This is a genomic window from Caulobacter sp. Root1472 (assembly GCF_001426985.1).
GTDB lineage: Bacteria > Pseudomonadota > Alphaproteobacteria > Caulobacterales > Caulobacteraceae > Caulobacter > Caulobacter rhizosphaerae.
This window is the reverse complement of record NZ_LMFX01000007.1, coordinates 1-13,437: the sequence shown is the minus strand read 5'-3', so window position 1 is coordinate 13,437 and position 13,437 is coordinate 1. Positions and strand designations below refer to the sequence as shown.

The 13,437-nt window shown below is 63.1% G+C and carries 15 protein-coding genes and 1 pseudogene; 6 read left to right on the top strand and 10 right to left on the bottom strand.

Going from position 1 to position 13,437, the window contains the following annotated elements:
* Nucleotides 1–29 precede the first annotated feature (29 nt).
* From ASD47_RS06390 to ASD47_RS06370, 5 genes and pseudogenes are all read right to left on the bottom strand, one after another.
* Complete coding sequence (locus ASD47_RS06390; protein ID WP_056753215.1) at nucleotides 30–728, bottom strand: lysozyme inhibitor LprI family protein; 699 nt, start codon at nucleotides 726–728, stop codon at nucleotides 30–32.
* Nucleotides 729–732: 4 nt separating this feature from the next.
* Nucleotides 733–1,386, bottom strand: coding sequence for a lysozyme inhibitor LprI family protein (locus ASD47_RS27230; RefSeq protein WP_056753212.1), 654 nt, complete (start codon nucleotides 1,384–1,386; stop codon nucleotides 733–735).
* Between the two features lie 48 nt (nucleotides 1,387–1,434).
* A complete protein-coding gene (locus ASD47_RS06380; protein WP_056753210.1) occupies nucleotides 1,435–2,682 on the bottom strand; it encodes a dipeptidase in 1,248 nt (415 codons plus the stop codon).
* Nucleotides 2,683–2,878: 196 nt separating this feature from the next.
* A complete protein-coding gene (locus ASD47_RS28025; protein WP_082564494.1) occupies nucleotides 2,879–3,430 on the bottom strand; it encodes an RcnB family protein in 552 nt (183 codons plus the stop codon).
* Between the two features lie 89 nt (nucleotides 3,431–3,519).
* Nucleotides 3,520–3,819, bottom strand: a pseudogene (locus tag ASD47_RS06370) (RadC family protein); the annotation flags it as partial.
* A gap of 39 nt (nucleotides 3,820–3,858) precedes the next feature.
* Here ASD47_RS06370 and ASD47_RS26015 point away from each other — a divergent pair.
* The 3 genes from ASD47_RS26015 to ASD47_RS26530 all read left to right on the top strand — a co-directional run bounded on the left by ASD47_RS26015 (nucleotide 3,859) and on the right by ASD47_RS26530 (nucleotide 9,019).
* Entirely contained in the window at nucleotides 3,859–5,226 is a 1,368-nt protein-coding gene (locus ASD47_RS26015) for a tyrosine-type recombinase/integrase (RefSeq protein WP_082564493.1), read from the top strand.
* A gap of 68 nt (nucleotides 5,227–5,294) precedes the next feature.
* Nucleotides 5,295–6,923 (top strand): hypothetical protein, encoded by a 1,629-nt coding sequence (locus tag ASD47_RS26535; RefSeq protein WP_156402137.1) that lies wholly within the window; start codon nucleotides 5,295–5,297, stop codon nucleotides 6,921–6,923.
* An 11-nt stretch (nucleotides 6,924–6,934) separates the two neighbouring features.
* Nucleotides 6,935–9,019, top strand: coding sequence for an integrase (locus tag ASD47_RS26530; protein ID WP_156402136.1), 2,085 nt, complete (start codon nucleotides 6,935–6,937; stop codon nucleotides 9,017–9,019).
* 589 nt (nucleotides 9,020–9,608) lie between these two features.
* Here ASD47_RS26530 and ASD47_RS06345 read toward each other — a convergent pair.
* The 4 genes from ASD47_RS06345 to ASD47_RS06335 form a co-directional block, all read right to left on the bottom strand.
* The gene (locus tag ASD47_RS06345; protein ID WP_056753196.1) at nucleotides 9,609–10,004 is read right to left on the bottom strand and encodes a hypothetical protein; all 396 of its coding nucleotides are present in this window, start codon (nucleotides 10,002–10,004) and stop codon (nucleotides 9,609–9,611) included.
* Entirely contained in the window at nucleotides 9,997–10,242 is a 246-nt protein-coding gene (locus tag ASD47_RS26525) for a hypothetical protein (protein WP_156402135.1), read from the bottom strand. Before ASD47_RS26525 ends, ASD47_RS06345 begins: the two co-directional genes overlap by 8 nt.
* Nucleotides 10,243–10,665: 423 nt before the next feature.
* Nucleotides 10,666–11,256, bottom strand: a complete 591-nt coding sequence (locus ASD47_RS06340) for an SOS response-associated peptidase family protein (protein ID WP_056753193.1) — start codon at nucleotides 11,254–11,256, stop codon at nucleotides 10,666–10,668.
* Nucleotides 11,256–11,447: a hypothetical protein gene (locus tag ASD47_RS06335; RefSeq protein ID WP_056753191.1), complete on the bottom strand. Its 192-nt coding sequence runs from the start codon at nucleotides 11,445–11,447 to the stop codon at nucleotides 11,256–11,258. Before ASD47_RS06335 ends, ASD47_RS06340 begins: the two co-directional genes overlap by 1 nt.
* 55 nt (nucleotides 11,448–11,502) lie before the next feature.
* On the opposite strand from ASD47_RS06335, the gene ASD47_RS26520 reads away from it, so the two are divergent.
* The 3 genes from ASD47_RS26520 (at nucleotide 11,503) to ASD47_RS06325 (ending at nucleotide 12,345) form a co-directional block, all read left to right on the top strand.
* Nucleotides 11,503–11,733, top strand: coding sequence for a hypothetical protein (locus ASD47_RS26520; protein WP_156402134.1), 231 nt, complete (start codon nucleotides 11,503–11,505; stop codon nucleotides 11,731–11,733).
* Nucleotides 11,734–11,848: 115 nt separating this feature from the next.
* Nucleotides 11,849–12,139 carry a hypothetical protein gene (locus ASD47_RS06330; protein WP_056753188.1) on the top strand — a complete coding sequence of 97 codons (291 nt, stop codon included), beginning with the start codon at nucleotides 11,849–11,851 and terminating at the stop codon, nucleotides 12,137–12,139.
* Entirely contained in the window at nucleotides 12,136–12,345 is a 210-nt protein-coding gene (locus ASD47_RS06325; protein ID WP_056753185.1) for a hypothetical protein, read from the top strand. The genes ASD47_RS06330 and ASD47_RS06325 overlap by 4 nt, the downstream gene beginning before the upstream one ends.
* A 158-nt stretch (nucleotides 12,346–12,503) precedes the next feature.
* On the opposite strand, the gene ASD47_RS06320 is transcribed toward ASD47_RS06325, so the two are convergent.
* A complete protein-coding gene (locus ASD47_RS06320) occupies nucleotides 12,504–13,130 on the bottom strand; it encodes a site-specific integrase (RefSeq protein ID WP_028040512.1) in 627 nt (208 codons plus the stop codon).
* Nucleotides 13,131–13,437 lie beyond the last annotated feature (307 nt).

The window sequence follows — 13,437 nt, the reverse complement described above, 5'->3', positions numbered from 1 at the left end:
CATTCGCCGGATGAGTGGACTTTGGTTTCCTAGAACAGCTCCGCTTCCGGATCCCGCGTCTGGTCTCGCTTCCACCAGCCGCCCAGCTTCGCGCCGCCGCACGGACCTTTCTGGGTCACGGTCACCTCGCCGACGCTGAACGACGCGTCCAGCCGACAGGCGTCGGGGCCGGTCCCGGCCAGCGGGAAGGCGACGATGGTCTGGCCGGGGACGACCTTCACCTTGGCCCCGTCGTCGGTGAAGCCCTGGGAGGTGTTGGCGTCGGCCAGCTGGTAGGCGAGCTCCAGCCCCGTCGGCGTCGCCTTGACGCTGAGGAAATCCTGGCCCCGCGTATAGATCCCGCTCAGCCGGAAGCCCGGGTTTCTCAGCACCGCGATGCGGTCGGCGTGGATGGTCCGCAGGCAGGACAGGGCGGTCTCGTCATCTTCGCAGAGGATCCCGCCTCCACTCATCCCCGGCGTTTCCAAGGCGCGCGCACCCATCCAGCCGCGTTGGCTTATCCGCACATAGGCGGCGATCTTGCCGTCCCAGAGCTTCAGCGCCTCGCCATAGGCCTTGGCCAGGTCCTCGTCCTGGCGCGACAGCTGGGGGTCCTTGCAGATCAGCGTCTCGACCTTGGTGCGGGCCTTGGCGCAGTCGAAGCTGGCCGCGGCGGCCGGCGAAACTGACAGCGATGGGATGACGGCGGCCAGGAGCAGGGCCGCGAGTGTGGCGACGAGACGAGTCATTGGTCTACTCCCCAAGATAGGGCGACTTGGCCGGATCGCGCCGGAAGGCGCGGGAGTCCGCCCCCCGCTCGCAGACCTCCGTCTTCGGCGCGGAGAGGGTGGCGGCGTCCTGGGTGAAGGTCAGCACGCGCGGGCAGCCGGCATCGTCGAAGCGCAACTTGCCCGCCGCATCGACGTCGCCCTCGGCCTGCAGCAGCATGTTCCCCTTCGGGTCCGGGCAGAGGTAGAGCGTGACCCCGATGCCGGCGTCGGGATAGCTGGGCGTCACGTCCAGATAAACGCCGTCCTGCGGGCAGCGCCCAGCGACGTAGCGGCCCATCCACTTCAAGCTGGGATGGGTCAGGAAGGTCAGGCGGCGCTCGTAATCTTCCTTCAGGCAGGCGACGTCGGCCTTGCAGATGCCGTTGCGGTCCTTCAGCCACTCCCGCTGTTCGTTGCGGATGAAGACCGGCCAGTTCCCCGCCGGCCACAGGCCCTGGGCCGCCTTGAACGCCGCGGCCACCTGCTCGTCCAGCTTGGAGACCGCCGCGTCCTTGCAGATCGCCTTCTCGGTCGGCGTGCCGGCCTTGGCGCAATCGAAACTGGCGGCCCAGCTCGCCGTCGGCGCGGCAAGCCAGACCAGGGCGGCGACGCTCGCCCAACACGCGACACGAACCATTCGGAACCCTCCCGGACCGATGTCCGGCCAGGGTAACCGAGAACGGCGTTATCCGATAGGCTTGGCCTTGGCGGCTTCCTTCGTCGCGTAGTCCTGGGCCTGGCGCACGATGCGCAGCACGTTGCCGCCCCAGATCGCCGCCACGTCGGCGTCGGTGTAGCCGGCCGCCTTCAGCCGGGCGGTGACCTTGGGCAGGTCGGCGACGTCCTCGAAGCCGATCACCCCGCCGCCGCCGTCCCAGTCGGCGCCGATGCCCACATGCTCCGGGCCGACCAGCTTGAGGGTGTGGGTCAGGCTGGCCATGAAGTCCTCGAAGCTGGCGCGGACCGGCGGGAACTCCGCGTCGACCTCGGCGCGCTTCTTCAGATAGGCGACCATCTGCGCCTCGGTCGCCGTCTCGCTGTCGGGCGCGGCCCCCAGGGCCTTCAGGGCGGCCACGCGTTCGGGGCTGGCGGCGGTGTTCTTCAGATAGACCGAGTTGATGCAGATCACGCCGCCGGCGTCGGCGATCTTCTTCAGCCGGCCGTCGTCAAGATTACGCGGGTGGTCGTAGATCGCCCTGGCCCCCGAGTGCGAGGCGATGATCGGGACCTTCGACAGCTGCACGGCCTGGTCCACCACGTCGTCGGAGGCGTGGCTGACGTCGACCAGGATCCCCAACCGGTTGGCCTCGGCCAGCCAGCGCAGGCCCAGGGGCGAGAAGCCATGCCAGATCGGCTTGTCGGTCGAGCTGTCGGCGAACTGGTTGTTCTTGAAGTGCACCGGCCCGGCCATCCGCACGCCGGTCTTGTGGAAGGTGTCCATCAGGGTGAGGTCCTCACCCATCGGCCAGCTGTTCTCGATGCTCTGGAAGACGAACTTCTTGCCGGCCTTGTTGATCCGTTCGGCGTCGTCGGCGCTGTAGGCCAGTTCGAACCTGTCCGAATGGGCCGCGACCATCTCGCGGATCTCGGTCGCGCGCTCCAGGGCGAAGTCGCGGGCCTGGCGATAGCCCTCGGCGGTCAGGTCGCCCTGGGCCGTGTAGATCACGAAGAACCCGCCATCCAGGCCGCCGGCGTCCATGCGCGGCAGGTCCACCTGGGTGCCGTCGGCCTTGACCGAGTGCCGCTCGACCATGCTCCAGCCCTGGCGGGCGAAGTGCTCGGGGGTGTCCAGGTGGGTGTCCAGGGTCAGGGCCCGTTCGTGCAGGGCGCGGTCGGCCTTGGAGACCTCACCCGGCTTGGGAGCGTCCGCCGCATCAGCGGTTGAGGCGAGGAGGGCGGCGGAGCCGAAGAGAACGGTCAGCAGGCGGGTCATCTGGGCTCCAAGGCGACGTGTACGACGGCCACGCTCGGGGATCGCGGGCGGACGGTCAAGGCCGCAAGCCCACTCCGGCCCTTCGGGCCAGCTCCCCCAACGGGGGAGGATCTTTTCCCACCAGATGCTCCCCCTTTGGGGGAGCTGTCGCGGAGCGACTGAGGGGGCTCGCTCCGCGATCAAGCCGTACGATGGGCTAGTAGAACGCCCCGTAGATGGCGTCGTCGATCCGTCCGGTGCGGGTGTCGACCAGCAGCAGGTCGGGCCCGTAGCGCACCCAGCGGTAGCCCCACGGCGGACCTTCCAGCCCCATGCGCCAGTAGTCCTCGTAGTAGTAGCCCGGCGTCAGGAACAGCGACGGCAGCATCAGGCCGATGGTCCAGCGCCTATAGCGATAGCCGCGCGGATAGCGCCAGCGCGGTCCGCGGATCGGCCGGAAGCCGGGGGGACGGCCCGAGCCGGGGCGGTGCGGTCCCAGGGGCGGCGGCCGGCCGGGACGCGGCGGCGGCGGACGATGGCCGCCCGGCGGCCGGGGCGGCGGCTTCGGCGTGGGCCGCGGCGGCGGGCCGCCGGGATTGGGCCGGGGCGGCGGGCCCGATCCCGGGGGCGGGCGTCCTCCGCCCGATCCTCCGCCCGGTCTGCCGCCCTGTCCGCCGCCGGGGCGGCCGTGCGGTTCGTTCGACTGGGCCAGGCCGATCCCGGGGATCAGCAGGCCCAGGGCCGAGGCGAGGAGAAAACGCCGGTTCATCGCAATCCTCCGAAAAGCCCCCCCGGCCAAGATCGACCATAGCCGGCGATCGAAAATGCAAAAGCAGGTTGTATCGATGCGCCGCTCGCTCAGAACAATCCCAGCGCCTTGAAGCTGGCCACGCCGTCGCGGCCGACCACCAGGTGGTCGTGGACATTGATCTTCAGCGCCTTGCCGGCCTCGACGATCTGCTTGGTCATCTCGATGTCGGGCCGCGACGGGGTGGGGTCGCCGCTGGGATGGTTGTGCAGCAGGATGATGTTGCTGCTCGACAGCTCCAGCGCCCGGCGCATCACCTCGCGCGGATAGACCGGGGCGTGGTCGACCGTGCCGTGGTTCATCACCTCGTCGGCGATCAGCTGGTTCTTGTTGTCGAGGAACAGCACGCGTTATCTGGACAATAAGGCTCTCGCTGTGGACTTTACTGAATGCAAGACATCCGCGTACGGAAACGACGAGCAGGCGGAACGCTAGGCCAGCAACTGCCACCTGAGATCGTTCGGGGTGAAGCCGCAGTGGACCTGCACGTCGATCGCTTCCTGCTTCTTCTTCCTATACTCGGTGCGAGTTCGCCTCAATCACAGAGGGCATACGCTCACGACCTTGCTGTGTGGATCCGGTACCTTGAACAGGCATGCGGGACTTCGGTCTGGCAGGCGCGAGAGGAGCATTTGCGTGGTTTCCGGGAGGTCCGCCGCAACCCGCTCAGCAGTTCTGCTGTGCTGGCGCCGACTTGGAACCGGCAACTGGTCGCCATCGAAAAGCTGTATAACTGGGCCCTGGAAGAGAAGCTGATTACCGAGCTTCCGTACCGTCTGAAGCAAAAACTGATCCACCTGCCAGATCGCCGAAGCGCGATTGTCGAGCAGAGCACCGCGCGCGAGGGGGTCCGCGATGCGCGTGAGACGCTTTATCTGACGCTGAACGAATACAAGTTCTTCCGCGATGTCGGCCTCGGCCGCTCGCATGGAACTGATTTCAAGCGCAGTCGGAATGTCGCTCGAAACCTTGTCTTTGCCGACCTTCTCGTAACAACAGGTTTGCGATTGCAAGAAGGTGGCGCCCTGTTCGCCGAGGAAATCCCGCAGCGCGCCGCCTTTGATGGTCCAAATCAATTGCCAATCCGCCTGCCGGCTGGCCTCACCAAGGGAGGAGTCGAGCGCACCGTCAGGGTCTCGCAATCAGTGCTTCACCGCCTCCGCAACTACATCGAAATCGAAAGGCCGCACGCGGTCAGCAAGTTTCGTGCTCGGAAGAAGTGGATGGATATGGAGCATCCGATCTTCTGTAGGTCGCAGACCCTGAAGCACATGGAGATCAAATCCGACGAAGGGCAATGGCGGCAGATCGCAACGCGACACCTTCGCCCGGGCGAGCGGATGCGCATGATCCTGTGCAATCAGGACGGTGATCCACAGGAGCCGGCGATTGTATGGCTCACCGAAACTGGACTGCCTCTCGAGCTGAACTCCTGGGAGGTAGCATTTCGGCGTGCTGCCGATCGCTGCAATCAAGCCGGGGCCGTGATGCACGTCCACCCACACAAGCTGCGGCACACTTTTGCAGTACACATGCTTCTTATGTTGAGAGCGCGACTGGAGATGGAGTGGAGGGAGGTGGTGCCCAAAGGATACGGCTCCATAACTGAGGAACCCCTCCGGACTTTGCAACGGTTGCTCGGTCACGCCTCTATAAGCACCACAGAGCGCTACGCGGGGCCCGCGAATGAAATGTTGGATGTGCTTCCAGAGGACCTTGTCCGCTTCGTTAATCTGCTGACGGAGACGCACACGTGAAGCCGCGAAAGGGTCAACCCAGGTCCTTCACGGCCGCAGATGCACCCGCGCCACCGCGCGGTGAGGTCGTGCCGTCGCTCTTGTTTCGTATCGGAACAAAGGTCGGCTACTATGAAGTAGATTTCCGCACAGCTGCCGCAAGACCGACCGCCATAGAGTTCGCACGCGAACTGGTAGCGCATTTTGCCGACCATAGAGTTCCGCCAAATCAGCAAGTGGTGTCGCGGTATGCGACGTTCTTGCGCCGTACGCTCGATTTCATGGACGCAGTTGGCGCGAAGCGGCCATCAGATTTCACTGATGAACTCTTCACAGATTACATCAAGCGATTAAGCCAAGACTATAAACCGTCGCACGTGCGCAATATCGCAGGCTTCATTCGTACAATACTATGCAAAATTGATGATCGCGAACCGATCATGCCTTCTGGCCTGCGCGAGCAGCTCGCATACCGTGTGAAGAGCATCGCCGCTCCCAGATCAAAACCCCGCAATAGCTATAGCCCCTTCGTCGTTGAGCAACTGCGCGTAGCTGCGCAGGAAGACGTACGACGGATCGAGCGACGGTTCAAAGAAAGGAGATCGCCTTGGGGAGAGGGCGGCGAGCGGTATCTTACTCGTATTGATGAAGTGATCGAGGCAGAGGGTAGTATCAAGGGCAAGCACCTTGCCTACAGATGCTTGTTTGAGCATTGTAGGCGCAATGGGCTACCTACCACCAGACTTATGGAGGATGTTCATAGTAGGCACTACCTGGTACGTTCAGACCTGCCGCCGATCTTTGTATTGCTTTCTCTCGAGACCGGAATTGAAATCGAGTCTCTGAAGTTTTTGAAGGCTGGAAGTCTCACTGCCAGTGGTCCCGGGAAGGGTACGCTGGAGCATCAGAAGACGCGCGTAAAAGGGATTACGATCATGTCTCCCGTCAAGGTCGGCGGGACGCTATCGGCCGGTGGGCTCATCAGGGCGGTCACCGAATGGTCTGCGACCGCGCGTGAACGTCTCGGCAGTCCGTTCCTCTTTTGCCACTTCACGAGTGGAGAACTTAGGGGAGGTCTCGAGCGCTCGACAGCTTCCGCGATTGCGTGGGCGGAGAGGCACCAGATCGTCGACGACAATGGGCAGACCCTCGTCCTGAGTCTCAGTCGGTTACGCAAGGTGGTCAAGAAGGACGCATACATCGCCCACCGCGGCGAGGTTCGAACTTTCTCTCGAGATCACTCGCTCAAAGTTAGGGTGCTCAACTACGCAGAGATCGAATCTAATCAGGAGCTTCATGAGAGCGTTGCTGAGGATGCGCTACATGACATTGAGGCGCTGGGCCGCAGCGGTGATCTGAGCATAGTCTCGGAGCTCTCGCCCGACAGTCAAGAAACCTGGTTGGCCACCTGCGATGCCCCAAGGCGCGGCCCGTATGAACCTGCCGGCACGCTATGTTCACAGCCGCTATTCGGCTGCCTTGGCTGCGACAATGCGGTGTATTCACTTCCAAAGCTTCCCGCTTTGCTCGGTGCGCTAGAGGAAATGAGGTCAGCGCGGGAACTGCTGAGCGCAGCGGAGTGGGAAGCACGCTTCGGCGGACACTTCCGTCGCATCGATCAGCAGATACTCTCGAAGTTTCCGACAAGCGCGGTCGAGGCTGCAGCTAAGGCGCTTCAGGATAGCGGCGTTTCCAGCCTGCCGGAGTTCCGGTTGTGAGGCCGGCTGCGATGGAGGTGCTGCTCCGGCCTGACCGGCAGAAGCCCGTGATTGATGCTGCTCTGCTGAAGCCAGAGGCGTCCCCACGAGACATTCCCAGGTGGCAGGATCAAATATGGGACCTCTCCTGCGCAGTTCATCGCCCAAATGCAATGCCCTGGCCCGCAAAGGTCACCTTTGCTGCAGACGATCAGCACGGTACTGGCGTCTTACTGCGGGATGTCGTGTTTGCACGTTTGAACAACGTCGTGTGGCCTTCTCGTGCGCCTTTGCGACCGAGTTACGTCGGCGTATACGCTAATAAAATGAGGCATTTTCTGCGGTTCGTCACAGATGTACGTGGCAGAAGAAACATAAAAGAAGTTGTTACTGAGGATTTCGTTGCTTTCTGTGACGATTTGCTGGCTACGCGGGATGCGTCAATTAAAAGCATTCGAAGTATCGTAGATACAGTCAGTGACTTGTATTACTACAGGGCCCATCTTCCAGAAGGTTCGCTGACATTCATTCCGCCGACGCGGTACGTCCGCAGAGACGCGCGCCGCGTTGAAAACAAGACACCTCGCATTCCCCCGAAGGCGATGGTCTGTGTCTTGGAGTGGTCGCTACGCTACGTGGAGGAGTTCGCCGACGACATCATTGCTGCCGGACAAGAGTTTGATCGGGTGAATGAACACCGTGATGCGTTGGCCTCTGAGGATGCGACCGTCACCCCGAGCGAGGCGAGCAGACGCCGTAAGGCGCGGCTACGCGCCCTCATCCAGCAGTGGGAGGCAAGTGGGTGGGGCGTTCCAGTATGGGTTGGCGGATACTACGGCGAACGCTCTTACCGGGGTGGATGGTCAAGCAAACGGCCCGTATATGTTCCCTTCATCGATACTCTGATCGGGGTACCGACGAGCAAGCAAAACTACTTCTCGCCTATCAGAGGGAATCTACGCACCGAACTCGATCGCGCTGTTATCAGACTAGGCGAGCGGCTCGGGGGCGCGACAACGCCTATTAGGGGACGGCTTCCCGGTGGAGAACCCTGGGTAGATGGCTTCGATTCAAGCGTGCTTCGGATCGAACGGAGGATGCTGCGTGCGGCTTGCTACGTCCTGTGTGCAACATTCACCGGGATGCGCGACTCCGAAGTGCAGTCGATGGCGCGAGGAGCGCTCAAAATTGCGCGATCAGAGGATGGCGTAATCAGGCGGTACAAGATCGTCAGTCGCGCTTTTAAGGGTCAGAGCGTCGTACAGGGCGCGGCGGCAGAATGGGTTACGATTGCCTCAGTCGCGCGCGCGATCCAAATCCTCGAGCAACTCGTGCCGAACGAGCTCCTGTGGGAGCCGCTCCCCCATCATAACGTCAACCATGCGGTGCGCGGCTATCGCATGAATATGGATCTGAAGGAGTTTGTACAGCATCTGGACGCCCGTTTCGGGGTACGCGCCGAAGGGCCTGATGGAAAGCTGTGGCAGCTGACCACGCGACAGTTTCGTCGGACTACAGCGTGGTTTTTCGGAAACCGGCCTTTCGGAATTGTGGCTGGCAAGATCCAGTTCAAGCACGCGTCCACCGCCGCGTTCGAAGGCTACGCAGGTACTAGCGATTCGGGCTTCCCTCAGGAGGTCGAACGTGAGCGCGCGCTCGGGCAGATGGACGACGTGCTTGAATATTATGATCAAGTCGAAGCGGGCGGGGAACTGCGTGGTGGGGCCGCGCCCAGGATAACGAAGCTCTTCCGCGGGCTAGATCAGCCTGCGGCGCCGCCGACGGGCGTCGTGGCGGACCGAGCGCGCCTTAGAACGATGCTCCAGAGCACTGCCCGCACTCTGCATGTCGGTCTATACGCCGATTGCTTTTTCGAGCCTGCTTCGGCCGAGTGCCTGCGTGATGAACCGCTCGAGCAGCGCCAAGCACCCGCCATAGCTCTGTGCAAGCCGAACGTCTGCGCGAATGCATGCATCGGGAGCCGCCATACCAATGTCTGGCGACAGGCGCATAGTCACGCGAAGCGTCTGCTGGAGACCAAAGGCCTGAGCCGACTCCAGCGAGCCTCACTGAAGGCCGACTTGGCTCGAATTGAAGAGGTGTGCAAGCCAGGCTAGCTGCTGCCAACTCGCTTCCCGCCGGAATGTGTTTCGGCTTGCAAAATTGACCCCCTTCTCGGGGATCGGCGTCAAGAATGACCCCCTGCGCTCTGGCGACCGTCCGACTTGGGTCGATGCTGTTGAAAAAGTCGAAATACAGCCTCTTGGGAATTTTTGCTTTTTGTCAGATGCTTTAGAGTGTTCCGGAATAGATCGCCGTCAGCGGCTATTAATAGGTCGCTCAGGGCCAAAGCTGGAGAATACACGTCCGGCCGCACAAAATTCTGGAAGGGGGCTAATATCGCAGGAAAATCAGCGCCCTGAGCCGGAAGCCGACTTTTTCAACAGCATCGGTCGAGAACCGAAATACGCTGCCCCGCGAACATCGGACCTACATTCGCGCGTCGGTGTCGATCAGACCATCCCGACCTCGCGCCCCACAGGCGTCGCAACGGAGTTTCGCGCGGATTTGGTGCGGCAGCGTGTGACCGCCCAACCTCTCGATGGCCAAGGCGCGAGGCCAAACCTGTCGGTTGCCGCACGCGCGGCAGCGGATCGTCAGGTCGCTCTTGATCCGGCGAAGGGTGGGCCAAATTTGCGCCACGGCTCACCCCGGCGCGGATGACGTAAGGCCGGCGTCTTCCGGCATTATGCCGGCGTCCAGCAGCGTTTCGACCAGCCACGCACGCCGCCGCCGCGCGTCGGATCGATCAAAGCCGTCCTGATAGCCGCCCTGCATCAAGCGGATGATCGGCATGGGCCCGCCGCACCCCTTCATCGGGCAGGTCGCCGCCCGCTGAACGCGGTCTATCGTCCAGCTTAGGTGCTTGCGCAGCCGCCGGCTCAGCATCTCCCCGCGACCCCAGGTGCGCTCCATGCCGCAGTACTGGCACTTGAACCACACATCGTGACCCGCCTCGACGCAGGCGATGAGACGCGTGGTCGCGACCTCGGGGCTCAGCTGCGCGGCCTTGCGGCGATCGCTGTCACTGGGCTCAGGCATCGGGTGGGACGTTCCGACCGATCATGTCGGGACTGCTCCCGAAATAGAAACCGCGACGCTTGGTGAAGAACTCGGCCGCGACATCGATCGCCGCGATGATCACGTACATCATGTGGTAGTGCGCGCTGGCCGGCGGCAGATTGCGCAACTGGCCAATGCACGCCGCTCGGGCGGGGCGTAGCGCCTCGAAGAAGGCGACCGGATCGCTGAGACCTCCACGTCTATGCCTAGTGGTCATGGCGACCCGCCAGAACGGTTGTCGAGGCGTGCGGGATCGCCCGCGAGCGAGGGGGGTGAGGTAGCATTGGCGGCTCCGATGTTCCGCTAATGTTCTCATTCCAGCAGAGGCGAGAGTCAATCAGCTGAGAGTTGTCGCCTCAGGATTCTTCGACAGCCATGGCGCCAGACATGAGGTCTAGCCCGCTCAGACTTCTGAGCGGCTGGGTCGTTCGGGGCCACGCACTCTTCGCAATCGCGCTCGCTAGAGCCCAAGTGGCCGCTGTCGCGGCAGATTGCCGCGAAGTCGCCTGATCGTCTCCTTCCGCTCTTCGGGAAGCAGATGATCAACCCACAACACGCTGGCGACCGCGCCCATGATCAGCTCCCGAGTGGATCGAGAGCCTCAGACTGCGTCACTCCGGCGACAGCGCGATGGCGCGCCCTAGGCGAACAGGTCCGCCGGCGCCGGCGGGAAGTCCCGCTCGACGTTCAGTGTGCTCGCGGGGGCCGGGGCGAGGATCTCGGCCTGAGGCCGGCTCAGGTCCAACCAGTCGCGTCCCTGCTCGGCCGACAGAAGCACGATCTGACGATCATGGTAGGGGGCGATGTCCGGCCCAGGCTCGGTCGTCAGCATGGTCCAGCAGCCGCTCTTGACGATCCCGGCGATCCAGAACAACGGGTTGTCGGCCATCGTGAACTTCCAGCGCGTCTTGCGCTTCTGGCCCGGCTGCGGCGCGGTGAACTCATAGAAGGCGTCGGCTGGGATCAGCACGCGGTCGTTCTTGGCGAAGTCGCGGTTCTCCGAGACGTAGTTGAAGACCGGCTTTCCACTTGGCGCCTTCCAGGCCCATTGCGTCATGGAGACCACGGCCTGGTCGCCGATGTGGCGCACGATCGGTGCGGTCTCTGTCATCTTGATCTCAGGGCGCGGCTCGAAGTTCGACGCTTGGCCCTCCCAGACGACGGGCAGCTTCAGCACCTTGTTCCAGGTGGCGAAGAGATCGCCGGTCTTGAGGCTGTAGAGGTTGCACATCAGGGACCGTTCCAGAGCTTCAGATGCCACCAGCCCAGTGGGGCGTTGTCGGGATCGCCGAGAGCGTCGATGAACAGTTCGGCGTAGTAAGCCTGGTCTGCGCGCGCCTTGACGACGTCCGACGGCGCACCTTCGCCGTGGGTTTCTTCGTCGGGTGCGCGATCGGGTTTCGGGTTCTTGGTCTGGCTCATGTTCCCAACCCTAGCGGGGCGGCGCCGGCTCGCCTACCTTCTCGGCATGGCCGATATGCCCGACATTTCCGATCCGCATCCCAGCCTGGTCGCCAAGGAAGTCTCCGAGGTGCTCGCCGACTACGGACCGGCGACAACACCGGAAGATTATGAACGCCTGGCGCGGGGAGCCGAGACCAACCCCAAGGCTTATGATGGCGGTCCGGCGCTGGCTCACGCTGTGGCGGCGGAATTGCGCCGGCGCGCCGATCACATGCGCCGGGGAGGAATCGGGCCTCTGCTCTAGGCTTGAGCCGACTGGCCGCGAAGTGTGACGGTGAAGGTGTATCCGTGCGGCGTCGCCATGTTCGGGCGATGTGACGCGGCGCGAGGGCGATCCGACTCAGCTATTGCCCAGGCCCATGACCCTCGACGAAATCGACAAGATGATCGACCTCTACGCCGCCGAAGGCGGCCCGGGCCTGATCAAGCTCTCCGCCGACACATGGTGCGAGTTTCCGATGAATTCGGGCGCCCAGTGCACCGATCAACGGCGCGGCATCCGCTATCGGGGCGTCCGGATCTGGGTCTCGCGGAGTTTTGAGGACCAGGTGCTGTCACGCGCCGAAGCGATGGCGCTAGGGCACGATGGCTTCGAGGATCTGATGACGGTAGGCTCGCGGACCGTGGGCGCTCAGGAGCACCGGCGATGAACGATGTCAGGCTCTCAGCGACGCCAAAGGGCAACGGCTACCAAGCCACCATCACCTTTCCCGACGGCGCCTCGATCAGCTCGGCCGAGGCTTTCCCGTCGATCCCCGAAGCGATCGCGGCGGCCGCGCTCAAACTGTTGGACATGCCGGAGCGGATCGAGGCCCTTGGCGATGAGGCCGGGAAGCCACGAAGCAGGACGTCCTGATCCGTTTTGCCGATCAAATGGGACGGTCAGGCGGGATCAGGTTTGGGCGGGGATGCGCCAAAATCGGAACTTGGCTCGACTCCAGGAACGCGACCTTCGCGGGACAGGCGCATCCGCATGATCACCGGCCGAGGACACCCTGTTCCAGAGCCAGCGACCTACAAGTCGATGGCTTCGGACATCTCGAGCGCGTCGTCGACCTCGATGCCGAGATATCGAACCGTGCTCTCCAGCTTCCGGTGGCCGAGGAGAAGTTGGCAGGCCCGCAGGTTGCCCGTTTTCTTGTAGATCATCGCGACTTTCGTTCGCCTCAGGCTGTGGGTTCCGTAAGCCCGCGGCTCAAGTTCAATCATCGACACCCACTTGTCGACGAGCCGGGCGTACTGCCGGGTGCTGACGTGCCCACCCGGCCGGCTGCGGCTGGGAAATAGCCAGTCGTCATAGCGGCGGCCGCGAAGCTGGATCCAGGTGGCCAGAGCATCTCGCGTCGGCTCTGTGATCTCAAAGGGTACGGGTTGGCCCGTTTTCTGCTGGATGATCGTCGCACGTGGTCGGATCAACCCGCCGGGCGCCACGTCGCTGACCCGCAACTTCACCAGGTCGCAGCCTCTGAGCTTGGCGTCGATCGCACAGTTGAACATCGCCAGATCGCGTACTCGCCCGTTGGCTTTCAGCTGTTGGCGAATTCCCCAGATATGCTTGGGCTTGAATGGCGGCTTGGGCCCGATGATGCGGGCAGTATTCCAAGGCCGCTTAGGCGAAAGAAAGAGGTCAAATTGAGCCATGTTCGCCTCCTGCGAATTGGCTACGTCCCTCGCCTCATCTTACCACCTTCGGCTCCTTATATTCACGTGCAGCGGAGCGGCCCCTAGCGCTCATCCGGCTTCCGGGTATTCGCTCCCGACGCCAGTGCGATCTGCCACCTGGGCGGATGTTTGCTCGGTCTGCTCGCCCAAGGTCCGGTTTCAGCCGCGGGCCTCATTTCCGCACCCGACCGAGGCTGTGTAAAAACCCTCTAACCGCTGCGCCCCTGCGAGAGAGCATGAGCGTGGCGCGAGGCCGGCGTCAGGCCTGGATCGCCTTCATCAGCGG